The sequence below is a fragment of the Streptomyces sp. NPDC023573 genome (assembly GCF_055559735.1).
In genome coordinates this window covers 751,427-776,375 of record NZ_JBVHKB010000002.1, presented here as the reverse complement: position 1 = coordinate 776,375, position 24,949 = coordinate 751,427, and the positions used below count along the sequence as shown (strand labels likewise).

The 24,949-nt window shown below is 71.3% G+C and carries 20 protein-coding genes and 1 tRNA gene; 16 read left to right on the top strand and 5 right to left on the bottom strand.

Features of this window, described 5'->3' with window-relative positions; genetic code table 11:
- Positions 1–546 precede the first annotated feature (546 nt).
- The 10 genes from ACZ32T_RS10150 to ACZ32T_RS10105 all read left to right on the top strand — a co-directional run bounded on the left by ACZ32T_RS10150 (position 547) and on the right by ACZ32T_RS10105 (position 12,376).
- Positions 547–1,029, top strand: a complete 483-nt coding sequence (locus ACZ32T_RS10150) for a CarD family transcriptional regulator (protein ID WP_006380568.1) — start codon at positions 547–549, stop codon at positions 1,027–1,029.
- A gap of 468 nt (positions 1,030–1,497) precedes the next feature.
- The gene (ispD, locus tag ACZ32T_RS10145; RefSeq protein ID WP_467273002.1) at positions 1,498–2,262 is read left to right on the top strand and encodes a 2-C-methyl-D-erythritol 4-phosphate cytidylyltransferase; all 765 of its coding nucleotides are present in this window, start codon (positions 1,498–1,500) and stop codon (positions 2,260–2,262) included.
- A complete protein-coding gene (gene ispF / locus ACZ32T_RS10140; RefSeq protein ID WP_467273003.1) occupies positions 2,252–2,767 on the top strand; it encodes a 2-C-methyl-D-erythritol 2,4-cyclodiphosphate synthase in 516 nt (171 codons plus the stop codon). Before ispD ends, ispF begins: the two co-directional genes overlap by 11 nt.
- A 124-nt stretch (positions 2,768–2,891) precedes the next feature.
- On the top strand, positions 2,892–3,491 hold the full coding sequence (locus ACZ32T_RS10135) for a GNAT family N-acetyltransferase (RefSeq protein WP_467366313.1): 600 nt from the start codon (positions 2,892–2,894) through the stop codon (positions 3,489–3,491).
- Between the two features lie 27 nt (positions 3,492–3,518).
- The gene (locus ACZ32T_RS10130; RefSeq protein ID WP_467366198.1) at positions 3,519–5,036 is read left to right on the top strand and encodes an ABC transporter substrate-binding protein; all 1,518 of its coding nucleotides are present in this window, start codon (positions 3,519–3,521) and stop codon (positions 5,034–5,036) included.
- 4 nt (positions 5,037–5,040) lie between these two features.
- Positions 5,041–6,753, top strand: coding sequence for an ABC transporter permease subunit (locus ACZ32T_RS10125; RefSeq protein ID WP_467366197.1), 1,713 nt, complete (start codon positions 5,041–5,043; stop codon positions 6,751–6,753).
- On the top strand, positions 6,750–8,030 hold the full coding sequence (locus tag ACZ32T_RS10120) for an MDR family MFS transporter (protein ID WP_467366196.1): 1,281 nt from the start codon (positions 6,750–6,752) through the stop codon (positions 8,028–8,030). Before ACZ32T_RS10125 ends, ACZ32T_RS10120 begins: the two co-directional genes overlap by 4 nt.
- A 60-nt stretch (positions 8,031–8,090) precedes the next feature.
- Positions 8,091–9,488: a cysteine--tRNA ligase gene (cysS, locus tag ACZ32T_RS10115; RefSeq protein ID WP_467366194.1), complete on the top strand. Its 1,398-nt coding sequence runs from the start codon at positions 8,091–8,093 to the stop codon at positions 9,486–9,488.
- 105 nt (positions 9,489–9,593) lie between these two features.
- Complete coding sequence (rlmB, locus tag ACZ32T_RS10110; protein WP_401512485.1) at positions 9,594–10,550, top strand: 23S rRNA (guanosine(2251)-2'-O)-methyltransferase RlmB; 957 nt, start codon at positions 9,594–9,596, stop codon at positions 10,548–10,550.
- Positions 10,551–10,756: 206 nt separating this feature from the next.
- Positions 10,757–12,376: a DoxX family membrane protein gene (locus ACZ32T_RS10105; protein WP_467366192.1), complete on the top strand. Its 1,620-nt coding sequence runs from the start codon at positions 10,757–10,759 to the stop codon at positions 12,374–12,376.
- A 95-nt stretch (positions 12,377–12,471) separates the two neighbouring features.
- Here the strand turns inward: ACZ32T_RS10105 and ACZ32T_RS10100 are convergent, their stop codons facing one another.
- The 4 genes from ACZ32T_RS10100 to ACZ32T_RS10085 form a co-directional block, all read right to left on the bottom strand.
- The gene (locus ACZ32T_RS10100) at positions 12,472–13,191 is read right to left on the bottom strand and encodes a nucleotidyltransferase family protein (RefSeq protein WP_467273009.1); all 720 of its coding nucleotides are present in this window, start codon (positions 13,189–13,191) and stop codon (positions 12,472–12,474) included.
- A gap of 36 nt (positions 13,192–13,227) precedes the next feature.
- Positions 13,228–13,641 (bottom strand): hypothetical protein, encoded by a 414-nt coding sequence (locus ACZ32T_RS10095; protein WP_356707977.1) that lies wholly within the window; start codon positions 13,639–13,641, stop codon positions 13,228–13,230.
- 225 nt (positions 13,642–13,866) lie between these two features.
- Positions 13,867–15,003 carry an ABC transporter ATP-binding protein gene (locus ACZ32T_RS10090; protein WP_467273010.1) on the bottom strand — a complete coding sequence of 379 codons (1,137 nt, stop codon included), beginning with the start codon at positions 15,001–15,003 and terminating at the stop codon, positions 13,867–13,869.
- A 336-nt stretch (positions 15,004–15,339) separates the two neighbouring features.
- Positions 15,340–16,740, bottom strand: coding sequence for an RNA-guided endonuclease InsQ/TnpB family protein (locus tag ACZ32T_RS10085; protein ID WP_467366190.1), 1,401 nt, complete (start codon positions 16,738–16,740; stop codon positions 15,340–15,342).
- 157 nt (positions 16,741–16,897) lie between these two features.
- Between ACZ32T_RS10085 and ACZ32T_RS10080 the strand changes: the two genes are divergently transcribed.
- A tRNA-Thr gene (locus ACZ32T_RS10080) sits at positions 16,898–16,971 on the top strand.
- Between the two features lie 289 nt (positions 16,972–17,260).
- Positions 17,261–19,219: a restriction endonuclease gene (locus ACZ32T_RS10075; RefSeq protein ID WP_467366188.1), complete on the top strand. Its 1,959-nt coding sequence runs from the start codon at positions 17,261–17,263 to the stop codon at positions 19,217–19,219.
- Positions 19,220–19,247: 28 nt separating this feature from the next.
- On the opposite strand, the gene ACZ32T_RS10070 is transcribed toward ACZ32T_RS10075, so the two are convergent.
- Entirely contained in the window at positions 19,248–19,835 is a 588-nt protein-coding gene (locus ACZ32T_RS10070) for a TetR/AcrR family transcriptional regulator (RefSeq protein WP_467273013.1), read from the bottom strand.
- A 237-nt stretch (positions 19,836–20,072) separates the two neighbouring features.
- Here ACZ32T_RS10070 and ACZ32T_RS10065 point away from each other — a divergent pair, with 237 nt between their 5' ends.
- Genes ACZ32T_RS10065 through ACZ32T_RS10050 form a run of 4 tightly spaced genes read left to right on the top strand, consistent with a single transcriptional unit; the run spans position 20,073 to position 24,925 of the window.
- A complete protein-coding gene (locus ACZ32T_RS10065; protein ID WP_467273014.1) occupies positions 20,073–20,672 on the top strand; it encodes a 2Fe-2S iron-sulfur cluster-binding protein in 600 nt (199 codons plus the stop codon).
- On the top strand, positions 20,669–21,661 hold the full coding sequence (locus tag ACZ32T_RS10060) for an FAD binding domain-containing protein (RefSeq protein WP_467366186.1): 993 nt from the start codon (positions 20,669–20,671) through the stop codon (positions 21,659–21,661). The genes ACZ32T_RS10065 and ACZ32T_RS10060 overlap by 4 nt, the downstream gene beginning before the upstream one ends.
- Positions 21,658–23,787 carry a xanthine dehydrogenase family protein molybdopterin-binding subunit gene (locus ACZ32T_RS10055; RefSeq protein ID WP_467366184.1) on the top strand — a complete coding sequence of 710 codons (2,130 nt, stop codon included), beginning with the start codon at positions 21,658–21,660 and terminating at the stop codon, positions 23,785–23,787. Before ACZ32T_RS10060 ends, ACZ32T_RS10055 begins: the two co-directional genes overlap by 4 nt.
- A complete protein-coding gene (locus ACZ32T_RS10050) occupies positions 23,780–24,925 on the top strand; it encodes an XdhC family protein (RefSeq protein ID WP_467366182.1) in 1,146 nt (381 codons plus the stop codon). Before ACZ32T_RS10055 ends, ACZ32T_RS10050 begins: the two co-directional genes overlap by 8 nt.
- Positions 24,926–24,949: the final 24 nt, after the last annotated feature.

Sequence of the window (24,949 nt, the reverse complement as noted above, 5' to 3'; positions counted from 1 at the left end):
CGCCGTCCTGGGCCCGCACCCGACCCGCCCCTGAGGACGTCCGGGCTGCGGACCGGGGCCGTTCGGCGGGTGTCCGGCATCACCCGGTCGCGTCGTGGCCGTCTCCCCGGGCACGACGATTCGCACGGAGTTCACAAAACGCGGGTGAGCGGCGCGCTGATGCGCCGATGATCGATTTCCGGCGGTGGCGCATTTCCCGCGCATAATCCGCCCGGTCCCACGTTGTTGATCAATTTCAATGACCACGGACGCTAAGAGCCGTACGGGTGATCGAGGGCCGAACGGAGTAGAGAAAGTTCACCATCCGGAATCCGGCAAAACGGGACGTTCGGCCCCTTCTGGAGGGCTTCCGGCACCTGTGACGCGCGTGTTTCGGCTCGGTCGTATGCCCGCTCCGACCTGCGAAAATCGCCTCCCGGAAGGCTTCCGCAGCACGTTCCTGTCTCAGTTGTCAAGCCCCGAGATATGCCCTGACCTGCGAAAACGCCATTCAGGAGAAGCCGTTCTCGTGTTACTCTGGATAGCCACGGAAGGGGTACCTGTCACATGACGTTCAAGGTTGGCGACACCGTGGTCTATCCCCATCACGGGGCCGCGCTGATCGAGGCTATCGAAACTCGCCAGATCAAAGGCGTGGACAAGACCTACTTGGTGCTCAAGGTCGCCCAGGGCGACTTGACGGTTCGTGTACCGGCGGACAATGCGGAGTTCGTCGGTGTGCGTGACGTAGTCGGGCAGGAGGGCCTGGACCGGGTCTTCGAGGTGCTGCGCGCGCCGTACGCCGAAGAACCGACGAACTGGTCCCGACGCTACAAGGCAAATCTCGAGAAGCTCGCCTCAGGCGATGTCATCAAGGTCGCCGAAGTGGTGCGTGACCTGTGGCGTCGCGAGCGCGAGCGTGGACTCTCCGCAGGTGAGAAGCGCATGCTCGCCAAGGCCCGCCAGATCCTGGTGAGCGAGCTCGCTCTCGCGGAGAACACGAACGAGGACAAGGCCGAGGCCCTGCTCGACGAGGTCCTCGCGTCCTGAACGGGACGACACCGGTGACCAAGGTGACCGGACACCGGTAACCGGACCTCGCCGGCGACCGGATGGCGCCGACCAGCCGTATCCGGCGTCGACAAATTATGCAGCGGTGCCCGCTGACCAGCCGTTTTCACGGCAGTCGTCGGGCGCTGCTGCATGTTCGGGCGCTGCGGCGCGCCCGACCCGAGCGGCGTGTGCCCGGCGGTGTGTTCCGGATCCCGGGAAACGGACCCGAGAAGAAGATCCGTCCGGGAAGATCCGTCCGGAAAGCCGCCGACGCACCCGGTGCCGTCCCCTCGGCAGCCTCCACCGGGCCCCGCTGCGGCTCGGCCGACCGGGGGTCACGGAAGGGGTCCCGGTCAAGTCGAGGCGTCGCGCCCGGCTCGTCCCCCGGCCTACGGTCGGGGCACGCCCAGGCCATACCCATGTGGGCCGTGGAAACAAACCTGCCGAAGCTTCGGAGTGCAACCGATGTCACCGATGTCACCGATGCCCGCTGAACCGAGTCCGTCCCGCACCGCCGCCGTGATCCCCGCGGCGGGCCGTGGGGTCCGGCTGGGCCCCGGCGCCCCTAAGGCGCTGCGCGCGCTCGGCGGTACCCCCATGCTGATCCACGCCGTACGGGCCATGGCCGCTTCCCGGGCCGTCAGCCTCGTCGTCGTGGTCGCGCCCCCGGACGGGGCGCCCGAGGTCAAGAACCTCATCGACGGGCACGCGCTGCCCGAGCGCACCGACTACGTCGTCGTCCCCGGCGGTGCGACACGCCAGGAGTCGGTGAAGCTCGGCCTCGACGCCCTGCCGGACGACGTCTCCGTCGTCCTGGTCCATGACGCCGCCCGGCCCCTCGTGCCGGTCGACACCGTGGACGCCGTCATCGAGGCCGTTCGGGACGGGGCTCCGGCCGTCGTTCCCGCGCTGCCCCTCGCCGACACGGTCAAGGAGGTCGAGCCGGGGGAGCCGGGTGCTCCGGAGCCGGTCCTCTCGACCCCCGTGCGGGCGCGGCTGCGGGCCGTACAGACGCCCCAGGGCTTCGACCGGTCCACGCTCGCCGAGGCGCACAGGAGTGTGGCCGTCGACGGCGAGGGTGCGACCGATGACGCGGGCATGGTCGAGCGGCTGGGCTCGCCGGTCGTCGTGGTGCCCGGGCACGAGGAAGCGTTCAAGGTGACCCGCCCCCTGGACCTGGTCCTCGCGGAGGCCGTTCTCGCACGCCGGAGGGCGAACGATGGATTCTGAGACACCGATGCGACAGCCCGCTCCCCTGATCCCGCGCGTCGGTATCGGGACCGACATCCACGCCTTCGAGGAGGGCCGCGAACTCTGGTGCGCGGGCCTGCTGTGGGAGGGCGAGGGGCCTGGCCTCGCCGGCCACTCCGACGCCGACGTGGTCGCGCACGCCGCCTGCAACGCCCTGTTCTCGGCCGCCGGACTCGGTGACCTGGGGCAGCACTTCGGGACCGGGCGCCCCGAGTGGTCGGGCGCCTCCGGTGTCACCCTGCTCACCGAGGCCGCCCGGATCGTCCGCGCCGAGGGCTTCGCGATCGGCAACGTCGCGGTGCAGGTCGTCGGCCTCCGGCCGAAGATCGGCAAGCGGCGCGACGAGGCCCAGAAGGTGCTCTCCGACGCGGTCGGCGCCCCCGTCTCGCTCTCGGCCGCCACCTCCGACGGCCTCGGCTTCACCGGCCGCGGCGAGGGCATCGCGGGCATCGCCACCGCCTTGGTCTACCGCGCCGCCGGCTGAGCTCCCGACCCCGCCCGCCTTATTGCGCATCGCTTGCACGTACGCTGGTACGGCAAGTGATGTGCCGTACGGCCGAGAGCGAGGGTGAGCGTCAGTGGTGAGCGCGACCGCCGGGGCGACAACGATGCCGGAAGCGCCGGCCGGAGCGGACGGATACGTCCTGCGGACCGCCACGGGCCAGGACATCGGCGGCGCGCGTGCCGTCATGCTGGACACCGTCTACCACGACCTGCGCTCGGGCTACGTACCCCGCTGGCACGCCGACATCATCGACCTCGAAGGCGTCTATCTGCGCCCCGCACGCTGCACCCTCCTGGTCGTGGCGCGCGGCGACGAGGTCGTGGCGACGGGAGCGGTACGCGACCGGGGGCCGCAGGCGCCGCCCAATCCGCAGTGGGTCGCGGACCGCTTCCCCTCCGGGTCGACGGCGCAGCTGTGCCGGATCTACGTACGCCCCGACCACCGCAGGCACGGGCTCGCCCGCAGGCTGGTGCGGGAGCTCGGGGACTTCGCCGCCCGGGCGGGTGGCTACACCTCGCTCTATCTGCACACCGATCCGGCCGTGCCGGGCGCCGAGCCCTTCTGGCGGTCGCTCGCCCACGAGGTCTGCGACGAGCGCGCCCTGCCGGGCGGCGGACAGGGCATCATCCACTTCGAGCTGCCGATGCCCGCACCTCTGGGGCCCGCGGGGTCGGTCCGGATGGCCACCCCGAATATCAGATGACAATCGTTTTCACATAGGGTCTCCGTCATGCCAACGTCCCGAAGCCGCCGCTTCCCGCTGCCGGTCATAGCCGCCACGGCCGCCCTGCTGCTCCCGCTCGCCGCCTGCTCCTCGTCGAACGGCTCAGGAGCGACCGGCGACGCGCAGCGGCTCAGGGTCGTCATGGCCTTCCCGCCCGCCCAGGCCATGTCCCCGTACGGCGACGACGCCGTCACCCTCAGCCGGCTCGCCGTCATCGAGGGCCTCACCACCCTGGACGGGAACGGCGCCGCCAAGCCCGCCCTCGCCACGTCGTGGAAGCAGGACAACCCCACCACCTGGACGTTCACCCTCCGCGACGCCGTCTTCCAGGACGGCGCGAAGGTCGACGCCAACGCGGTCGCCCGGTCCCTCACCGCCGCGGCCAAGGCATCCCCGCTGCCCCGGGTCCTCTCCGACACCACCCTGAAGGCCACCGCCGCGGGCAAGGACACCGTACGGATCGTCACCGACGAGACCGACCCCCTGCTTCCGCAGCGGCTCGCCAACCCGTCCCTCACGATCCTGTCCGCCGGCGCCTACGAGAACGGCAAGGTGAACCCCGCCGGGCACGCCACCGGCCCGTTCACCCTGACCGACGTCAAGGGCGCCGTGGCCGCCACACTCGAACGCAACGCCGACTACTGGGGCGACAAGGCCGAGGCCCCGGGAGTCGACGTCACCTTCGCCGCGGACGGCACCGCACGCGCCAACGCACTGCGCACCAAGACCGTCGACGTGGCCGAATACGTACCGATCGCCCAGGCCTCCCTGCTCGGCGACGCGTACGTCCACGAATTCCCATCGGCCCGGACCAACGGCCTCTCGCTCAACACCGAGCGCGGTGTCTTCGCCGACCCGGCCATGCGCGCCGCCGCCCGCGAGGCCATCGACTCCAAGGCCCTGGTCGACGGGGTGTACGAAGGCCGCGCCGACACCGCACAGGGTCTCCTCGGCCCCGGCATCCCCTGGGCCGCCGAGAAGCGCACCCCGCCCACCGGCCGCACCCCGGCGGCGACCCGCGCCGAGGTGGCGAAGACGAAGGAGATCGTCCTCGCCACCTACACCAACCGGCCCGAACTCCCCGAGGTCGCGACGCTCGTCCAGCAGCAGCTGGAGAAGCGCGGTTTCACCGTCGAGCAGGTCGTCCGCGACTACGCCCAGATGGAGGCCGACGCGCTCGCCGGGAAATACGACGCCTTCATCCAGGCCCGCAACACCCTCCTGGACACCGCCGACCCCCTCTCCTACCTGGCCTCCGACTTCACCTGCGACGGCAGCTTCAACATCTCCCAGCTGTGCGACGAGCGGGTCGACAGCGCGGTCGGCAAGGCCGCCTCGCTGACCGGCACCGACGCCCGGCACACCGCCGAGATGACCGCCGAGGCCGCCGTCCTCGGCGCCGACGCCCTCGTACCGCTCGTCCACGAACGCTTCGTCCAGGGCTACGACGACGCCCGCGTCGAAGGCGTCGCACTCGACCCCATGGAACGCACCCTCATCACCGCCGACACCCGCGTCGGGTGACCGCGTGAAGTACCTGGCCGGACGGCTGGGCGCACTCCTGGCCGTCCTCGCCGTCATCGGTCTGCTGCCCAGGCTGACCCGCACCGATCCGGCGCTGACCATCCTGCACGCCCGCTACGCGGACCGACCGCCCACACCGGCCGTGCTCGACGCCATCCGCGCCGAGACCGGCCTCGGCGGCGGCCCCCTGCACGTACTCGGCGACTGGGCGTCCGGAGTGCTCCGCGGCGACCTGGGGGAGTCCTGGGTCTCCGGACAGCCGGTCGGCCCCGACGTGACCTCCGCGCTCGGTGTCTCCCTCACCCTCATGGGCGCCTCGCTCGCCGTCGCCGTGCTCCTGGCACTCGCGCTCGTCACCGGAACGCTCCGGCGGGGCGCCCGCCGCCGGCTCGTCACCACCCGGGCGGGCGTCGGCGCGGCCGTGCTCGCCGCACTGCCGGAATTCCTCCTCGCCGCCGTCCTGGCCACCGTCCTCGCCGTACAGCTGGGCTGGTTCCCCGCCCTCGGCTGGGGCGGGCCCGAACAGCTCGTCCTGCCCGCCCTCGCCATGGGCGTCCCCGCCGGCGCGCTCCTCGGACGGCTGCTCGACGACGCGCTGCCCGCCGCCTTCGCCGAACCCTGGGCACGCGCCGCCACCGCCCACGGGATGCCCGCCCGCCGGATCGCCGCCCACGCCCTGCGCCGCACCCTGCCCGCACTGCTGCCCCAACTCGGCCTCGTCGTCGTCGGACTCACCGGTGGGGCGGTCACCGTCGAGACTCTCTACGCCATTCCCGGCCTCGGCGGTACGGCCCTGGCCGCCGCCCTGGCCCAGGACCTGCCCGTCCTCCAGGCCTGCGTGATGCTCCTGCTCCTCCTGGGCGTCGCGGCCGGGCTCACGGCCCGGCTCGCCTCCAGGGCCCTGCTCGGCCCCGCCCGGGCCGACGGTGCCCTCCCCCCGCTCGTCGCGCCGCCCCTCCCCGCCCGCCGCACGGTGGCCGCCGGAGCAGCGGTCCTGGGAGCCCTCCTCGTCGCCGTCGTCCTCACGGGCCTCCTGCGCGACCCCCTGTACGCCGACACCGCCGCCCGCCTCGCGCCCCCCTCGGCCGCCCACCCGCTGGGCACCGACTCCCTGGGCCGCGACGTCCTCGCCCGCCTCGGGCACGGGGCGGCCCGCACCGTGCTCACCGCGATCGCCGTCGGCGCCGCCACGCTCCTCCTGGGACTGCTCGCCGGGGCAATGCGCGCCGGAGCCCTCACCGAGACCGCCAACGCCCTGCCCGCGATCCTGGCCGGCCTCGTCGTCGCCGGGATCGCGGGACCCGGCCCCTGGGGCGCGGCCGCCGCCGTCGCCGCCGTCGCCTGGGCACCGCTCGCCGCCCACACCTCCGCGCTGTACGCCCAGGAACGCGCCGCCCCGCACATCGCCGTCGCCCGCGCACTCGGCGCCGGACCCTGGCACCGGCTGCGCCGCCACATCCTGCCCGGCGTGCTGCCACCCGTCGTACGCCACGCCGTCCTGCGGATCCCCGCCATCGCCCTGGCACTCGCCTCCCTCGGCTTCCTGGGCCTCGGCACCCCGGCCCCCGCGCCGGAGTGGGGCCGCATGCTCTCCGAGAACATGCCCTACGCCGAACGCGCCCCCTGGGCCGTCCTCGCCCCCGCCGCCGCCCTCGCCGCCCTCGGCGCACTCGCGGTGCTGACCTCGGCGGCCGTACGCGGCAGGCGCCACCGATGACGACCTCCGAGGGCCGTGTGCTGACGACCTCCAAGGCCCGTGTCCGGACCGGCACCGCCCGGGGGCTCACGCCCTACCTCCGGCTCCTGACCGCCACCCAGTTCGCCTTCAACACCGGCTTCTACGCCGTCCTGCCCTACCTCGCCGCACACCTCGGCGACGGCCTCGGCATGGCCGGGTGGCTCGTCGGCCTCGTGCTCGGCCTGCGCACCTTCAGCCAGCAGGGTCTCTTCGTCGTCGGAGGCGCCCTCACCGACCGCTACGGCCCCCGGCCCGTCGTCCTCACCGGCTGCGTCCTGCGCATCGCCGGATTCTGCTGGCTCGCCCAGGCCGGCACCACCGCCACCGTCATCGGCGCCGTCCTCCTCATCGGCTTCGCCGCCGCCCTCTTCTCACCCGCCGTCGAATCCGAGACCGCACGGGCCGCCGTCGCCCACGAGACCAGGACCGGGACGCCACGCGCCCAGGTGCTGGCCGTCTTCTCCGCCGCCGGCCAGGCCGGAGCATTCCTCGGCCCCCTCCTCGGCAGCCTGCTGCTGCTCCTGGGCGGAGACTTCCGGACGGCGTGCCTGGCCGGGGCCGTCGTCTTCGTCGGCGTACTCGCCGGACACGCCCGCCTCATGCCCCGCCGGCCCCGCAGCGCCCGCACCGAACGGACGGGCGCAGTCCCCCTGCGCCACGTCTTCGCCAACCGGCCCTTCCTCGTACTCTGCCTCGCCTACAGCACCTATCTCGTCTCCTACAACCAGCTCTACCTCGCCCTGCCGTTGGAGGTGGAGCGGGCCACCGGCTCCCAGAGCGCGCTCGGCGCACTCTTCGCGCTCTCCTCCCTGCTCGTCGTCGCCGCCCAGCTGCCCCTGACCCGCTGGTCCGCCCGCCGCGTCGCGCCCCGGACGGCGCTCGTCGCGGGGCTCGCCGTCGTCGCCGCCGGATTCGCCGCACTGCCCCTCGCACCGGACGGGCCCGCCGGGCTCCTCCCCGGGGCCGTCCTCGTCGTCCTGCTCACGCTCGGCCAGATGCTGCTGGTCCCCGCCGCCCGCGGCCTCGTACCCGACCTGGTCGACGACCGGCGGCTCGGGCTCGCCACCGGCGCCCTGTCCTCCGTGTCGGGCCTCGCCGTCCTCGTGGGCAGCGCCGCCACCGGAACGCTCCTCGACGCCCCCGGACCCGTCCTCTGGACGGTGCTCGCCGCCGTCCCCCTCGCCGGCGCCGCGCTCTCCCTGACCCTGCCCACCGGACAGCGAACGCCGGAGCCCGTCACCACCGTCACCGATTAGTTGTGACACGTTTTCCACAGGGGGCGCTGGGCACGGGTGCGGGCCCACTACCCTTGAGGGGTGACTATTCGCCTGCATGACACCAACGCCCGGCAGATTCGTGACTTCGTCCCGCTCACAGCGGGCTGTGTCTCGATCTACCTCTGTGGCGCGACTGTCCAGGCCGCCCCGCACATCGGGCACATCAGGTCCGGGCTGAACTTCGACATCATGCGCCGCTGGTTCGAATACCGCGGGTACGACGTGACGTTCGTCCGGAATGTCACCGACATCGACGACAAGATCATCAAGAAGTCCGCCGAGCAGGGCCGCCCCTGGTGGTCCATCGGCTACGAGAACGAGCGCGCGTTCAACACCGGCTACGACGCCCTGGGCTGCCTCCCGCCCACGTACGAGCCGCGGGCCACCGGACACATCACCGAGATGGTCGAGATGATGCGCGGCCTCATCGAGCGCGGCCACGCCTACGAGGCCGACGGCAACGTCTACTTCGACGTCCGCTCGTACGAGGGATACCTCGAGCTCTCCAACCAGGACCTCGACGACCTGCGGCAGCCCTCCGGCGACAACGAGACCGGCAAGCGGGACAAGCGCGACTTCGCCATGTGGAAGGCCGCCAAGCCCGGCGAGCCGAGCTGGGAGACGCCCTGGGGCCGCGGCCGGCCCGGGTGGCACCTGGAGTGCTCCGCCATGGCGCACAAATACCTCGGCACCGCCTTCGACATCCACGGCGGCGGCATCGACCTGATCTTCCCGCACCACGAGAACGAGATCGCCCAGGCCAAGGCCTTCGGCGACGAGTTCGCGAAGTACTGGGTGCACAACGGCTGGGTCACCCTCGCCGGCGAGAAGATGTCGAAGTCCCTCGGCAACTCCGTGCTGGTCAGCGAGATGGTCAAGCAGTGGCGTCCCATCGTCCTGCGCTACTACCTCGGAACCCCGCACTACCGCTCCATGATCGAGTACAGCGAGGAGTCGCTGCGCGACGCCGAGTCCGCGTTCGCGCGGATCGAGGGCTTCGTCCAGCGGGTGGTCGAGAAGGCCGGACCCGTCGAGGCCGCCCCGGAGGTGCCGCCCGCCTTCGCCGAGGCCATGGACGACGACCTCGGAGTCCCGCAGGCACTCGCGATCGTCCACACCACCGTCCGGCAGGGCAATTCCGCCCTCGCCGCCGACGACAAGGAAGCCGCCGTCGCCCGCCTCGCAGAGGTCCGCGCGATGCTCGGCGTCCTCGGACTCGACCCCCTCGACCCCCACTGGGCCGGCGAGAGCGACCGCGGCGAGGACCTCCACGGCGTCGTCGACACGCTCGTACGCCTCGTCCTCGACCAGCGCCAGTCCGCGCGCGAACGCAAGGACTGGCCCGCCGCCGACGCCATCCGCGACCAGCTCAACCAGTCCGGCCTCGTCATCGAGGACAGCCCCAGCGGCCCCCGGTGGACACTCGGACCGCGCTGAGCGGACAGCGCACCATGCGTGAGCAGCGCAAATGTGCCGCCCGGCCGTCCGGGCGGCACACTTTCACTTGACGACGTCTTTCTGAAGCAACGAAACAGGTAGGTCATGGCCGGGAACAGCCAGCGCAGGAACCGCCGCACGTCCAACAAGAAGGGCATGCAGGTCGGCAGCGGTGGGCAGCGTCGCCGTGGCCTCGAAGGCCGGGGACCGACGCCGCCCGCCGAGGAGCGCAAGAAGCACAAGAAGAACCGCATGGCCACCGCCAAGGCCAAGCAGGCCGCCAACCGCCGCCCCGCCCCCCGGCGCGGTGGCGTCAAGGGCACCTCGGAGATGGTCGTCGGCCGTAACCCCGTCTTCGAGGCCCTCCGCGACGGCGTGCCCGCCACCACCCTCTACGTCCAGCAGTACATCGACAACGACGAGCGGGTCCGCGAGGCCCTCCAGCTCGCCGGTGAGCGCGGCAACATCCACCTCATGGAGGCCCCGCGCCCCGAGCTCGACCGGATGACGAACGGCCTGAACCACCAGGGCCTCGTCCTCCAGGTCCCGCCCTACGAGTACGCGGACCCCCAGGACCTCACGGCCGCCGCCTACGACAACGGCGAGGACCCCCTCATCGTCGCCCTCGACGGTGTCACCGATCCCCGCAACCTCGGCGCCATCGTCCGCTCCGTCTCCGCCTTCGGCGGCCACGGCGTCGTCGTGCCCGAACGCCGCGCCGCCGGCATGACCGCCGGAGCCTGGAAGTCCTCCGCCGGCACCGCCGCCCGCACGCCCGTCTCCCGGGTCACCAACCTGACCCGCGCGCTCGAGGCGTACAAGAAGGAAGGCATCGCGATCGTCGGCCTTGCCGCCGACGGCGAGCACACAGTCGAGGACCTCGAAGCCCTCGGCGGCCCCGTCGTCGTCGTCATCGGCAGCGAGGGCAAGGGCCTCGGCCGCCTCGTCGGCGAGACCTGCGACTACCGGGTCCGCATCTCCATGCCGGGCGGCGCCGAATCCCTCAACGCCGGCGTCGCCGCCGGCATCGTGATGTACGAGGTCGCACGCCGCCGGGCGTGACCCCCGCCGTACGGGACCGGGCCCCGCGGCCGGAGACGCCACGCGGGGCACCCCGGCCGGGCCGGGTACGCCCGCCGGCGGACCCACGTCCCCACCCCAGGGACGTGCGGGAGTACGCGGACCCACGTACCGGTGAGGACTGTTGACGGGTCTCGGACACTTCGGACGCGTCAAGGCAGTGTCCTAATCACACATCACTCGGTTAGATGAGTGTGGACACCAGAACGCCTCGGTTCGACGACCAACCCGCCCTGAGCATGACGAAGGTGGACAGCGACCCCGCGCAGGTCATCGTCAGCCACGCCAGCTTCCGGGTGCAGCTCGCCCCGGGCCAGCGCACCCGTCTGCGCCCCGTGGGCCCCGCCGGACCGGCCAGGATCCCCGCCATGAGCGGCGCGGGCGGCCGCAGGCGGGCCCCCGTCGTCTGGAGCGGCAGGTCCCAACCGGGCGACCCCGGAGCGACCGGACTCCTGCAGGCCGTACGGAACTCCACCGCCGGCCACCTCGACTCCCGCACCGGCGGCGACTTCGGCGCGGGCCACGACGACGCGGGCGGCGGGACACAGGTCATCCCCCGCCTCGACGAGACCCAGCCCAACCCCGTGCTCCGGCCCGGCGGACGCACCGGCCCGCTGCTGCCGCCCATGCGGCAGGCCGTCGGAGCGTACGACACCGTCGACACCCCGGCCCGCGACGCGTACGACATCACCTACGACGAGCCCGACACCGAGGACCAGGACGGCACCTCGGCCGGGGAACGACGCCACGCCGGCGACACCGTCCGCCACGCCTACTACCCCGGCCGCCGGATGAACCTCGGCGTCGTGCTCCTCCCGCTGCGCGTCATCCTCGGCTTCCTCGCCATCTACGCCGGCATGGGCAAGCTCTGCGACCCCGCCTACTTCGACGGCGGCGACCGCGGCTCCATGGTCAAGTGGCTGACCTCGATGCACCCCTGGACCGCCGCCGAACCCCTGCGCGACTTCGCGCTCGGCCATCCCGTCGCCGCCGGCCTCTCCGTCGCCTTCCTCCAGGTCGTCGTCGGAGTCCTCACGGTCCTCGGGCTCTGGCAGCGCGTCGCGGCGGCCTTCGGTGCCCTGCTCTCCGCCGCCATCCTCGTGACGGTCAGCTGGCGCACCGCCGCCGCCTACGACACCCCCGACATCATCCTGCTGGCCGCCTGGAGCCCGCTCGTCATCGCCGGCGCCCCCGTCTACTCCCTCGACGGACGCCTCGCAGGGGAGGCCTGGCGCACCCTCGGCCCGCGCTCCGGCATCTGGGACCTCCGCCGCCGCGTACTGCGCCGCGGCAGCGCCGTCGCCACCGTCGTCGTCGGCCTCACCCTGCTGGTCGGTTCCATGCTCGGTGGAGCGGTCCGCTCCACCGAGGTCGTCACCGTGCCGGGCCCCGACAGCTACCCGACCAATCAGCTGCCCGGCTCCCCCCTCCCCGAGAAGTCCGAGGACAGGAAGGGCAAGCCCTCCAGGACCCCGGAGAACCGCACCCCGGAGACCTCCCCCTCCAGCGCCCCCGGCACGCCCTCGGCCGAGGAGTCCACCCCGGGCGCCGACACAGGGCGGGACTCCAGCCCGACGGCCGGAGCGAGCACCGGTCAGCCCAGCCAGACCCAGGGCACCGGCCAGGCGCCCCCGCAGGAACCGGCCCCGCAGCAGCCCCCCACCGGCGACGCGGGCCTCAGCTCATCGGGAACCGACGGCTCGGGCGGCACCACCGGCGGCTCGGACGACGGCGGTTCCACCGGCGGATCCGACGGCGGCTCGTCCGGCGGCGCCGGACAGAACCCCATCGGCGGACTGCTCGGCTGACACCGGCACCACACACCACGAGGACGGTCACCGGAGCCCGGTGGCCGTCCTCGCCTACGTACGGGGGCGGGCCTCAGCCGCCCTACGGGTGCGGGTCAGCCGCCCGCCTGGGCGCCCAGCTCCTTCGCCGCCTCCGTGAGGTCCTTCGCGGTGTCGATCGCCCGCCAGTACGCCCCGTGCGGCAGCGGGAACCCGGCCAGCCGCCGCTCACGGGCCAGCCGGGGGAAGGTCGTCCGCTCGTGGTCGCCACGGTCCGGAAGCATCGCGGTGAACGCCGGCGCGAAGACGTACACGCCCGCGTTGATCAGATACGGCGACGGCGGCGACTCGATGAAGTCGGTGATGTGCCCGAACGCGTCGGTCTCCACGGCCCCCCACGGGATCCGGGGACGGGCGAGCGCGAGCGTCGCGGTGGCGTCCCGCTCGGCGTGGAAGGCGGCCATCTCCCGCAGCGAGAAACGGGTCCAGATGTCGCCGTTCGTCGCGTACCAGGGCTCCGACGGATCGGGCAGCCGAGCCGCGGCATGCTTGAGACCGCCGCCCCGGCCCAAGGGCTCGGTCTCGACGACGGTCGTGACACGCAACGGAAGAACGGCCGAGTCCAGCCACTCCCGCAGCACATCGGCGAGATGGCCGCACGAGATCACGGCGTCCGTGACGCCCTCGGCGGCCAGCCAGGACAGCTGATGGCCGATGATCGGGGTCCCGGTCCCCGGGATCTCGACCATCGGCTTGGGGCGGTCATCGGTGTACGGGCGCAGCCGCGAGCCCTGACCACCCGCCAGGATCACGGCCTGCGTCGGATACGTATGCATGCCAGGCACGATATGCCGTGCCCGGACACGCCCGGCTCAGCTGAACTGCGCGACCCCGGACGCGAACGAGGTGTCGCAGACCGGACGCGAGAAGCGGTGGGCACGCGTCGGACCGTACTGGTCCACGGCGGCCTTGCCCAGCGCCTTGGCGATCGACATGCAGTGCTTGGCCAGGGAGGGCCGTCCCTCGACGGTGCGCTGGAGACTCGTCAGCGCGACGCCCGGGTCCTTCTCACGGAGCTCCAGCAGGAGCTTGTCCCGCAGAACGTCCTGAGGTGCCCGGGCCTTCGCCCGCTTGGACACGGTCTCCGAGGCGGCGGTCAGCAGCTGGGTCTCGGTGTCCTGCCCCGACCACTGCACACGGGTGACCGCGAGGGTCCCGGACAGAACCATGACGACGGGCAGTACGAGAGCTAGGGTTCGGCCGATTCGGCGCGCGGTGTGGGTCACGCAGGCGAGCGTAGCGGTCAGTGATGACTTGGCGACATTTCGTCACCCTTGCGGGGGATGGTTCGAGGGAGCTTTTCGAATTACGCGTTGACGCCCTGGGCCCAAACGACCGGTGTGCCAGGGTATTCGCCGCCCGTCCGGTCCGAAACCCGATCCTGCCCGCGACACGCGAACGGCCCCGCGTCCCTCGGAGGGAGCGGGGCCGTAGCGGCTGGATCGTGAGGATCAGGCGGTCAGACGCTCACCGGTCGAGGTGGCGAAGACGTGCAGCTCGTCCGGGCGCGGCACGACGTGCAGCTCGGTGCCCTTCTCCGGGACGGCGCGGCCGCCGACGCGGACGACCAGGTCCTTGTGCTCGCCGCCGACCTGCGCGGCACCGTAGACGAAACCGTCGGCGCCGAGCTCCTCGACCACGTTGACCGAGACGGCCAGACCGGCCGGGGCGTCGGAGGAGGTCTTGGAGAGACCCGTCGCGGCGGCGCCACCGTGCTCGACGATGTCGAAGTGCTCGGGGCGGATGCCGACGGTGACGGTGGTGTCACCGCGGTTCGCGGCGGCGGTGAGCGCCTCCCGCGAGACCGGGACGACGCTGTTGCCGAACTTCACGCCGCCGTCGGTGATCGGGACCTCGACGAGGTTCATCGCCGGGGAGCCGATGAAGCCGGCCACGAAGAGGTTCGCCGGGCGGTCGTACATGTTGCGCGGCGAGTCGACCTGCTGGAGCAGACCGTCCTTGAGGACCGCGACGCGGTCGCCCATGGTGAGGGCCTCGACCTGGTCGTGGGTGACGTACACGGTGGTGATGCCGAGGCGGCGCTGCAGCGAGGCGATCTGCGTACGCGTCGAGACACGGAGCTTGGCGTCGAGGTTCGACAGCGGCTCGTCCATGAGGAAGACCTGCGGCTCACGCACGATGGCACGGCCCATCGCCACACGCTGACGCTGACCACCGGAGAGCGCCTTCGGCTTGCGGTCCAGGTAGTCCGTGAGGTCCAGCATCTTGGCGGCCTCTTCGACCTTCGCCCGGATGTCGGTCTTGTTCACGCCGGCGATCTTGAGGGCGAAGCCCATGTTGTCCGCGACGGACATGTGCGGGTAGAGCGCGTAGTTCTGGAACACCATGGCGATGTCCCGGTCCTTCGGCGGCAGGTGCGTGACGTCGCGGTCACCGATGCGGATCGCACCGCCGTTGACGTCCTCGAGACCCGCGAGCATGCGCAGGGAGGTCGACTTGCCGCAACCGGAAGGACCGACGAGGACGAGGAACTCGCCGTCCTCGATGTCGATCTCGAGCTGGTCCACAGCCGGCTTCGTGGAGCCGGGGTAGACGCGGGACGCCTTGTCGAACGTGACACTGGCCATGACGATGCTTCTCCTCAACCGGCAGGAACGTGCCGGACGATCCGAGTAGGGAGTGGTGTGGTCCACTGGAGTGAACCTGAGGTGACGCTACCTGGCGTTTTCGAATATGTCAGTAGTCCGAAGGTCACGAAAAATTCGTGGGCAGAGCAACGCACTTTTGACCGCGTGCGGCCCCTGGGCAGAGCACCAGCTTTCTGGCTCCTGCACCAGTGGTGGCACTTCCTGCTTCAGTGCCCGCCGCCGACCGGACGCACCTCTGAGAGGCACATCCGCCCGGTCTTACATGGGCTCCACAGGCATCACGACCGACGGCCCGTCGGTCCGTACCGGACTTCCTCACGCAGCCAGCAGCACGTCTGCCGGCTCCGATGCCTTGATCACGGGCGGAGACACCCGCCCAGGTGGCAGAGCGGAGGCCACCAGCCAGTACAGTCGTATCCCCTCATCCCGCAGGTTCCGCGTCGCATTCACATCCCGGTCATGCACGGCGCCGCACTCCGCGCACGTCCACTCCCGCACCGACACATCGAGCGACAGTCCCTTGGCTCGGCAGTCGGAGCACCGGCGCGTCGACGGGAAGAAACGGTCGACGATCACCAGCGTCCGGCCGTACCACTCGCACTTGTAACGCAGCTGCCTGAGCAGCTCCCCCCAAGCCGCGTCCCTGATCGACCGACTCAGCGCCGCCTTCCTCCGGCGGCCCTTTCCCACGGCCGGCCGCAGCAGATTCGTGATCGCCAGATCTTCCACCACGAGCACTTGGTTCTCGCGCACGAGGCGGGTGGTCAACTGGTCCAGCATGTCCCTGCGCACATCGCTGATCAGTGCATACAGCCGGGCGATACGCTCCCGGGCTTTCCCCCGGTTCGCCGACCCCTTTTTCTTTCGGTGCAGCCCTCGCTGCAACCGCGCCAGCCCCTTCTCGTACTTACGCGACAGTTGCGGATGATCCACCTTCGTACCGTCGTCCAGCGTCACCAAAGCCGCCAGACCCAGATCGATCCCGACTGCCCGCGGTTCACGACCATCCGGCAGGAACACGGCAGGCAACGGCTCGATCCGCTCTTCGATTAGCACCGAGACGAAATGACGCCCCGCCCGGTCCCGCGTCACCGACAGCTTCACCGGCTGCACGCCCACCGGCAACGGTCGCGACCATCGCACATCGAGCGGCCCCGACTGCTTGGCCAGCGTCAACCGCCCCGTACCCGGAAACCTCGGATCCTCCACCCACCGGAAGCCCGTCCGCACATACGTCGCAGAGTCCCGCGAGCGGTGTTTCCTCTTCCGCTGCGGATACTCCGCCGAGTGCTTGAAGAAACGCGTGAACGCCCCGTCCAGATGCCGCAACGACTGCTGCAACACCGTCGACGACACCTCACGCAGCCAACCTGTCTCCGACGCCTGCCGCCACCCCGTCAACGCCCGGCACGACTCGGCAAACCCCACCGACACCCGATGCCGCTCCCAGGCACCGACGCGCAGGGCCAGCCCTTCGTTGTAGACCCAGCGGCAGGCTCCGAAGGTCTTCTCCAGCTGCTCGGCCTGCGACGGAGTCGGATAGAAGCGGTAGCGGTACACGCGCTGCCGAGTGCCGGGCTCCGTGGCCCGGCTCCTCGTGGCGGTGGATGCGCGACCGCGGTGCTTCTTACGGTCGGCGATGCCCAGGGTGTCACGCTTGATGCGCTTGGCCTCTTCGCCCGTCACCCGTACCGGCTGGTCCACCGTGTCCGTCATGCCCGCTCCCCCCGACTGTCCGATATACGGAACAGCACGTCAGTCCTCTTAACGCATAGGTGGTCGGATGGTCACGGTGGCGGCGGAACTTCGTGGATCGGTGGGCGAGGCGCTGTGTAGAGTGAGGGCTTGCGCGCGCGGTTTTGGCGTGTGCTGTGCCGCCTTAGCTCAGTTGGCCAGAGCAGGTCACTTGTAATGATCAGGTCGTCGGTTCGATTCCGACAGGCGGCTCAAAACACCAGGTCAGCGCCATGCTGGCCTGGTTTTTTTGTCGGCTGAGCCGCTGTGTCGCCCCAGATCTGCCACTCCGAAGACATGAGTGTTTCCCTCCGTGTAAGACATGTGCAGGAAGTGTGGAGACGGGTGGGGAGTGCGGTAGATGAGTCGTCGGTCAAATGGCCTTGTCGGTGCGTGGGCGGAGTCTCAGCGGCAGCTTCAGCGGCAGCATGAAGCACAGCACCGGGCCGCTGTTCAGGGTGCGCGTGAGCAGGAGCGTTTGCAGCGGGCCCACGAGCGGGACATGGCGCGGTTGCATCGGGAGCAGCAGGCCGAGTACCGGCGGCGGCGTGAGGCGGACGCGGCGCGGCGAACGGATGAGCTTGAAGCTCGGGTAGGTGTGCTGGAGGGCTTGCTGGCGGCCGGTTCGCGGGTGCCTGCGTTCCGGGCCGCGTCGCTGGAGCGTGCGGAGAGCATCGAGCCGTTCGCGCCGGGGCAGTTGGCGCACCCCGTTCCCATGCCTGACATGAACCGCTATCAGGCGCAAGGTGGTTGGACTGCGGGGAGGCGGGCGCAGGCGCAGCACGAGGCGCAGGCCCGGTTCCAGCATGACTGGCAGGCCGCGCAGGCGGCGGAGGCGCAGCGCCAGCAGCAGCTTGCGCTACACCGGCGTCAGTACGACGACTGGGCGCAGGGGCAGTTGAGGGAGATCCGTCGGCACAATGCCGGGGTCGCGGAGATGGCTGTGGCGCTCCGTCGGGGTGATGCGGATGCGGTGGTCGAGTATTTTTCGGCGGCGTTGTACGCGTCGTCGGCGTGGCCGGCGGAGTTTCCTCGTCAGGTGACGGCTGCGTTCGATCCGGCGGGTGGGCAGTTGGTGCTGGACTGGGAGTTGCCGGGTCTGTCGGTGGTTCCTGAGTCGAAGATCGTGCGGTATCTGGTGGGGTCGGACCGGGAGAAGGAGACGCCTCGGCCGGTGGGGCAGCGAAGGGCTCTGTACCGGGATGTTCTGGCTCAGTGTGTGTTGCTCGTGTTGCGGGATGTGTTCGCCGCGGATGAGTTCGGGGTGGTGGAGTCTGTCGCGTTGAACGGTTTCGTGGATGACGTGGACCCGGTGACGGGGCGGCAGGCTGTGGTCTTCCTGAGCACGGTGATGGTTTCGCGGGCTGATTTCGGTGGGCTGAACCTGGAGCAGGTGAGTGCTGTGGACTGCCTGACGGAGGGGCTGCGGGGGCAGTTGTCGGCTCGTCCGGATCAGCGGGTGGCTGTGCGGCCGGGGAGGGTTCCGGCGGATCTGGGTTCAGGGGCTGTGTCGCACGGTGGCGGTGAGGAGCCGGATCTGCTGGAGATGGATCCGATCGAGTTCGAGGGGCTGGTGGCCGAGTTGTTCCGGGCGCGGGGGATGCGTGCGGTGACGACGCGGCGCTCGAATGACGGCGGTGTCGACGTCGAGGCGCTGGATCCGGATCCGATCAGCGGCGGGAAGATCATCGTGCAGGTGAAGCGCTACCGGAACACGGTTCCTCCGAGCGCGGTGCGCGACCTGTACGGCACGGTGCAGGGAGCGGGCGCCAACAAGGGGGTGCTGGTCACCACGTCCGGTTTCGGGCCCGGTTCGTACGCGTTCGCCAACGGAAAGCCGTTGACGCTCGTGTCGGGTGCTGAGCTGGTCGACCTTCTGGGGCGTTGTGGTCTGCGGGGGAGGTTGTCGGCCGGCGCGGGTGATGCGAGGGTGCCCGCTCAGCGGTCGTCGCCGGACGACGGGGACGGGCCCGGCGGGGATTACAACGTGCTGGGCATGACGTGGGCGGGTGGTGTGGCGCTGGACGTATGTGTCCTGGTGTGCCGTGGTGGCCAGGTGTTGAGTGACGACCACTTCGTGTTCTTCAACAATCCGCAGACCCCTGAGGGCGCGGTGCGGGCGGTGCCCGGGTTCGCGGGGGACCGGGCTGCGGTGCGGGTGTCGTTCGACGCGTTGCCTGGGGAGGCGGATCGGGTGGTGCTGGTGGCCGCGGTGGATCCTGAGGTCGATCCCGCCGGAGACCTCGCGGGCTTCACCGAGGCCGGGATCCGGTTGAGGGACGCGAGTGGTGTGGAGCTGGACCGGTTGGAGGTGTCCGACGGTCGGGAGGGTGAGGTGGCGCTCGTCCTGGGGTCGTTCCGGCTGCGGGCTTCCGGCGACTGGGAGTTCGTGTCTGGGGGGAAGGGGTACCCGGGTGGGCTGGAGGCTTTGGTGCAGGAGTACGGCATCGAAGTGGCGTAGCCGCTGAGCGGCGGGGCCCGCGAGGTCCCTACCGCTGTTTCCCGCCCGGGGCCCCCGCCCGCAGCCCGTCCATGACCAGGTCCAGGAGGCGGGTGGCACGGGATTGCCAGTCGCCGTCGGGGTCGAGTTGCCAGAGGCCGGCGATGGCGAGGACGAAGTCGTCGGCGGTCACTCCCGGGCGGATGGTGCCCGCCTCCTCGGCGGTGCGGAGCAGGAGTTCCGCCGCTGACGTGATCGGGGTGGGGTCCGGCTTGGCGGGGCTGTCCGGGGCGCTGGTGGCCTGGCGGATCGCGTTCGCCAGGCCTGCCTTCGTCATGGCGAACCGGGCGAGGTGGTCCATCCACGCGCGCAGGGCCCGGTCGGGCTCGTGGGTTCTGATCAGGCCGGTCGCGGCGTCGGCGACCTGTTGCATCTCGTGGCGGTAGATCTCGAGGACCAGGGACTCGCGCTTGGGGAAGTTGCGGTAGAACGTGCCCTGTCCGACGCCCGCCTTCCTGGCGATCACGCTGAGCGGGACGTCCGCGCAGAGCGTCAGTTCCGTCAGGGCCACTTCCAGGATGCGCTCGCGGTTCCGCTGCGCGTCCGAGCGCAGAGGCGCGTCCTTCTTCTGCTGCACTCGTCCTCCTCGCGGGTTCGTGGCCGAATCCCACCCTTGATAAGTGGACAACTGTCCACTACGTTTTCCAGTGAACGGACAGTTGTCCACTTAGGTACACCTTAGCGGTGGATGGCCCGGGTGGACAGCCGGTGGTACGCACCGGCCTCCCTCTACGTCTCTGCGACTTCCGTCTCCCCCTGCCTGCCGGACCGTGTCCCTCGCGATGTGGTCCGGGAAAGCGAAAGAAGGCTGATCATGGCCCCTACGCCCTCGTCGACGTACAGCGCCGTCACTCTGAACATCAACGGCGAGAAGCACACGCTGACCGTCGATCACCGCACCACCCTGCTCGACGCCCTGCGTGAGCGTCTCGATCTGACCGGTACGAAGAAGGGCTGCGACCAGGGGCAGTGCGGTGCGTGCACCGTCCTGCTCGACAAACGCCGGGCCGTCGCCTGTCTGCAGCTGGCGGTGGCGGCCGAGGGGCGGGAGATCACCACCATCGAGGGCATCGCCGAGGGTGAGGAACTGCACCCCGTGCAGCAGGCGTTCCTCGACCTCGACGGCTTCCAGTGCGGTTACTGCACGCCTGGCCAGATCTGCTCGGCCGTCGCGGTGATCGAGGAACACGCCGCCGGCTGGCCGAGCGCCGTCACCGGTGATCTGAGTCCCGAGGCGGGGCCGCCGCCGCTGACCGCCGATGAGGTGCGGGAGCGGATGAGCGGCAACCTGTGCCGCTGCGGTGCCTACGTGTCGATCGTGCAGGCGGTCGAACGCGCGGCCGGGATCCACGCGGAGGCTGTCCGCGCCGATGGGAGTACGCAGGACGGCAAGCGCGAGGGGGCCTCGGCATGAGGGAGTTCGGATATGAACGCGCGGTCGACGTCTCCGGCGCCCTGGCGCTGCTCGACACCGACCCCGACGCCCGGTTCCTCGGCGGCGGCACCAATCTCGTCGACCTGATGAAGACCGGTGTCGAGCGGCCCGGCAGGCTCGTCGACGTACGTGAACTCCCGCTGGACCGGGTCGAGGTGACCGAGGACGGCGGGCTGCGCATCGGCGCGACCGTCACCAACAGCGACCTCGCGGCCCACCCGGCCGTGCGGCGGAGCTACCCGGCGCTGACGCAGGCGGTGCTGGCCGGTGCCTCCGGGCAGTTGCGCAACATGGCGACCGTCGGCGGGAACCTGTTGCAGCGGACCCGCTGCGGTTACTTCGCCGATGTGTCCAAGCCGTGCAACAAGCGCGTTCCCGGCAGTGGCTGCCCCGCGATCGAGGGCGAACACCACAACCACGCGATCCTGGGCGCCTCCGGCCACTGTGTGGCCACCAGCCCTTCCGACCTGGGTGTGGCGCTGACGGCCTTCGACGCCGTCGTCGAGTACGAGACGGCCGACGGGCCGGGCCGGGTACCGCTCGCCGAGTTCTATCTGCCGGTGGGGGACACCCCGCACCGGGAGACCGCCCTTCCGGCGGGGGCGCTGATCACCGGGGTGACCCTGCCGCCCGCCCCGGTGGCGGTGAACTCCCGCTACCGCAAGGTGCGCGAGCGTGCGTCGTACGCCTTCGCGATCGGCTCGGTCGCCGCCGCGCTCGACGTCCGGGACGGTGTCGTGCAGGAGGTGCGGCTGGCCTTCGGGGCCGTCGCGTCCCGGCCGTGGCGGGCGGTCGCCGCCGAACGGGCCCTGACCGGTGGGCCGGCCTCCGCCGCGGCCTTCGCCGCCGCGGCCGATGCCGAACTGGCGGCCGCCCGGCCGCTGCCGGACAACGCGTACAAGGTGACGCTGATGCGCAATCTCGTCGTCGCCGTGCTCAGCGAACTCACCGAGGAGGCCGCCCGATGACCACCACCACGACCGGTACGAGGGCGGCCAAGGCCGTCGGCACGGCGCACACCCGGGTGGAGGGCCGCGACAAGGTCACCGGGGCGGCCCGTTACGCGGGCGAGATCCCCTTCGCCGGGCTCGCGCACGGATGGCTGGTGCTGTCGACGATCACCCGTGGCCGTATCCGCTCGGTGGAGACGGAGGCGGTGACGGGCCTGCCGGGCGTCCTCATGGTCCTGCACCACGGGAACGCCCCGCGGGTCGACACGGACTACACCGGCCTGCTCGACATGCCGCCGGACCCGACCGTCGCCGTCTTCCAGCACGACCGGGTGCCGCACGCGGGCTGGCCGGTCGCGTTGGTCGTGGCCGAGACCTCCGAGCAGGCCCGGGAGGCCGCCGAGGCGCTGGTGGTGCGGTACGAGGAGGAGCCGCACGAGGTCACCTTCGCCGGTGAGTACCCGGACGCGTACGCGGCGCCCGGCCCCAGTGGCGCGGGAGTGGAGGCTAAGGGGGACCTGGAGGCCGAACTCGCGGCGTCCGACGTCGTCCTGGACGCCGTGTACTCCACGCCGGAGGAGCACCACAACTCGATGGAGCCGCACGCGGCGACCGCCCTGTGGGACGGCGGGCGGCTGGAGGTCGTGGACTCCAACCAGGGCACGGTGTGGGTGGCGGGTGAGCTCGCGAATCTGTTCTCGCTGGATCCGGCGTCGGTGCGTGTGCGGTCCGAGCACGTCGGTGGTGGGTTCGGGAGCAAGGGCGTCCGTGCGCACCAGGTGGCGGCGGTGATGGCGGCGACCGCCCTGTCGCGTCCGGTGCGGGTGGTGATGACGCGGCGGCAGATGTTCTCGCTCGCGGGCTACCGGAGCCCCACGATCCAGCGGGTCCGGCTCGGCGCCGATGCGGCGGGGCGGCTGCGGGCGCTGGGGCACCGTTGCGTGAGTCTGACCTCGACGGTGTACGAGTTCGTCGAGTCGGGGGCCGGCCCGGCCCGGGTGATGTACGACGCGCCCGCGCACCACACGGCGAACCGGCTGGTACGTCTCGATGTGCCGAGTCCGACGTTCATGCGCGCGCCCGGTGAGGCGCCGGGGTCGTTCGCGCTGGAGTCGGCGCTCGACGAGCTCGCGGAGAAGTGCGGTATCGACCCGGTCGAGCTGCGCCTGCGCAACGAGCCCGAGGTGGGTCCGGTCTCCGGGCTGCCGTTCGCGACGCGTAACCTGCCGGCGTGTTTCCGGGAGGGCGCCCGGAGGTTCGGCTGGGCCGGCCGGGATCCGCGTCCGGGTGTGCGCCGGGACGGGCGCTGGCTGCTCGGTACGGGGACGGCGGCGGCTTCCTTCGGCGCGGGGGCGATGCCGTCGACGGCGGCTGTGACGGCTGAGGCCGATGGCACCTTCACCGTGCGGATCAACGCGGCGGACATCGGCACGGGGGCGCGGACGGCGCTCACCCTGGTCGCGGCGGACGCCCTGGAGGTGCCGACCGGCCGGGTGCGCGTACGGATCGGTGACAGCGATTTCGGCCCGGCGATGATCGCCGGGGGCTCGATGGGCACCCGGTCGTGGTCGTGGGCGGTCACCGCCGCGGCGGAGGAGCTGCGGGAGCGGCTCGCGCTGAGTGGTGTCGTTCCGGCGGAGGGCATCACGGTGCGGTCGGACACGACGGAGGCGATCGGGGCGCTCGCGCAGAAGGAGCGGCATTCGTTCGGGGCGCAGTTCGCCGAGGTGGCCGTGGACGTGTCGACGGGGGAGGTGCGGGTGCGCCGCATGCTCGGAGTCTTCGCCGCCGGGCGGATCGTCAACCCGCTGACGGCGCGCGGTCAGTTGGTGGGCGGGATGACCTGGGGCATCTCGATGGCCTTGCACGAGGAGGCGGTGAGGGACAGGAACACGGGCGCCCTCTACGGTCCGGATCTGGCGGGTTATCACGTCTCCACGAACGCCGATGTGCCGGTCGTGGAGGCGGCCTGGGTGGATGACCCGGACCCGGACGACCCGGTGGGGATCAAGGGCATCGGTGAGATCGGGATCGTGGGTGCGGCGGCGGCGATCGCCAACGCCGTCTGGCACGCGACGGGTGTGCGTCATCGTTCCCTGCCGATCAGGCCCGACCGTGTTCTCACGGCTGGTCCGCATGCTTGACATCGCCGGTGAGCTGGCCCGTTGGGCCGAGGAGGGAAGGGAGTTCGCCGTCGCGACCGTCGTGGCGGTCGGCGGCAGCGCACCGCGTGGTCCGGGTGCGGCCCTGGCCGTCGACAGTGAGGGCACGGCTGTCGGTTCGGTCTCCGGCGGGTGTGTGGAGGGGGCGGTGTACGACCTGTGCGTCCAGGCGTTGGAGGACGGTGGGACCGTGGTCGAGCGGTTCGGTTACAGCGACGAGGACGCCTTCGCGGTCGGTCTGACGTGCGGTGGTGTCATCGATGTGATGGTCACCCCGTTCGGTGCGCGGTCGCCTGCCCGTGAGGTGGTCCGGTCGGCGCTGGCGGCCGCCGCCGCGGGTGAGCCGACGGCCCTGGCCCGGGTCGTCCGCGGTCCGGCCGGACTCCTGGGCGGGGCGCTGCTGGTGCGCGCCGACGGGTCGTACGAGGGGTCGTACGGCGGTGGCTCGGCGGAGCTGGACCGGACGGTGGCGGCGGAGGCGCGGGCGATGCTGGACGCGGGAGTCACCGGCACCCGGGACCTGGCGGAGGACGGAACGCACTGTCCGGGCGGCCTCACGCTTCTCGTGGAGTCGAATGTGCCGCCGCCTCGCATGATCGTGTTCGGTGCGATCGATTTCGCGGAGGCGCTGGTGCGTGCGGGCAAGTTCCTCGGTTATCACGTCACGGTGTGTGATGCCCGTCCTGTCTTCGCGACCCGGGCCCGTTTTCCCGAGGCGGACGATCTGGTCGTGGACTGGCCGCACCGCTATCTGCGGCGTACCGCGACGGACGGGCGGACGGTCCTGTGCGTGCTCACGCACGATGCGAAGTTCGATGTCCCTCTGTTGAAGCAGGCGTTGCGGATGCCGGTCGCGTTCGTCGGGGCGATGGGGTCGCGTCGGACGCATGCGGACCGTGACCGGAAGTTGCGGGAGGCGGGGCTGAAGGAGGGCGAGCTGGCGCGGCTCAGGTCGCCGATCGGCCTCGACCTGGGGGCGCGTACGCCGGAGGAGACGGCCCTGTCCATCGCGGCGGAGATCGTCGCGGCCCGGCGGGGCGGGACGGGTGTTCCTCTCACGGGTGCGGCGACGCCGATCCACCACGACGGGAGGCGGCCGGCCGGGGCGGAGGCCGCCTGAGGTCCGGTGGCGGATCGTGTCGCG

What these genes read in the sequence shown, in the direction of transcription:
- ACZ32T_RS10065 (WP_467273014.1), top strand. Translation starts at nt 20,073, where the DNA reads ATGGCCCCTACGCCCTCGTCGACGTACAGCGCCGTCACTCTGAACATC.
- ACZ32T_RS10120 (WP_467366196.1), top strand. Translation starts at nt 6,750, where the DNA reads ATGACGACCTCCGAGGGCCGTGTGCTGACGACCTCCAAGGCCCGTGTC.
- ispF (WP_467273003.1), top strand. Translation starts at nt 2,252, where the DNA reads ATGGATTCTGAGACACCGATGCGACAGCCCGCTCCCCTGATCCCGCGC.
- ACZ32T_RS10060 (WP_467366186.1), top strand. Translation starts at nt 20,669, where the DNA reads ATGAGGGAGTTCGGATATGAACGCGCGGTCGACGTCTCCGGCGCCCTG.
- ACZ32T_RS10085 (WP_467366190.1), bottom strand. Translation starts at nt 16,740, where the DNA reads ATGACGGACACGGTGGACCAGCCGGTACGGGTGACGGGCGAAGAGGCC.
- ACZ32T_RS10100 (WP_467273009.1), bottom strand. Translation starts at nt 13,191, where the DNA reads ATGCATACGTATCCGACGCAGGCCGTGATCCTGGCGGGTGGTCAGGGC.
- ACZ32T_RS10050 (WP_467366182.1), top strand. Translation starts at nt 23,780, where the DNA reads ATGCTTGACATCGCCGGTGAGCTGGCCCGTTGGGCCGAGGAGGGAAGG.
- ACZ32T_RS10105 (WP_467366192.1), top strand. Translation starts at nt 10,757, where the DNA reads ATGAGTGTGGACACCAGAACGCCTCGGTTCGACGACCAACCCGCCCTG.
- ispD (WP_467273002.1), top strand. Translation starts at nt 1,498, where the DNA reads ATGTCACCGATGTCACCGATGCCCGCTGAACCGAGTCCGTCCCGCACC.
- ACZ32T_RS10150 (WP_006380568.1), top strand. Translation starts at nt 547, where the DNA reads ATGACGTTCAAGGTTGGCGACACCGTGGTCTATCCCCATCACGGGGCC.
- ACZ32T_RS10075 (WP_467366188.1), top strand. Translation starts at nt 17,261, where the DNA reads ATGGCGCGGTTGCATCGGGAGCAGCAGGCCGAGTACCGGCGGCGGCGT.
- rlmB (WP_401512485.1), top strand. Translation starts at nt 9,594, where the DNA reads ATGGCCGGGAACAGCCAGCGCAGGAACCGCCGCACGTCCAACAAGAAG.
- ACZ32T_RS10135 (WP_467366313.1), top strand. Translation starts at nt 2,892, where the DNA reads ATGCCGGAAGCGCCGGCCGGAGCGGACGGATACGTCCTGCGGACCGCC.
- ACZ32T_RS10090 (WP_467273010.1), bottom strand. Translation starts at nt 15,003, where the DNA reads ATGGCCAGTGTCACGTTCGACAAGGCGTCCCGCGTCTACCCCGGCTCC.
- ACZ32T_RS10130 (WP_467366198.1), top strand. Translation starts at nt 3,519, where the DNA reads ATGCCAACGTCCCGAAGCCGCCGCTTCCCGCTGCCGGTCATAGCCGCC.
- ACZ32T_RS10055 (WP_467366184.1), top strand. Translation starts at nt 21,658, where the DNA reads ATGACCACCACCACGACCGGTACGAGGGCGGCCAAGGCCGTCGGCACG.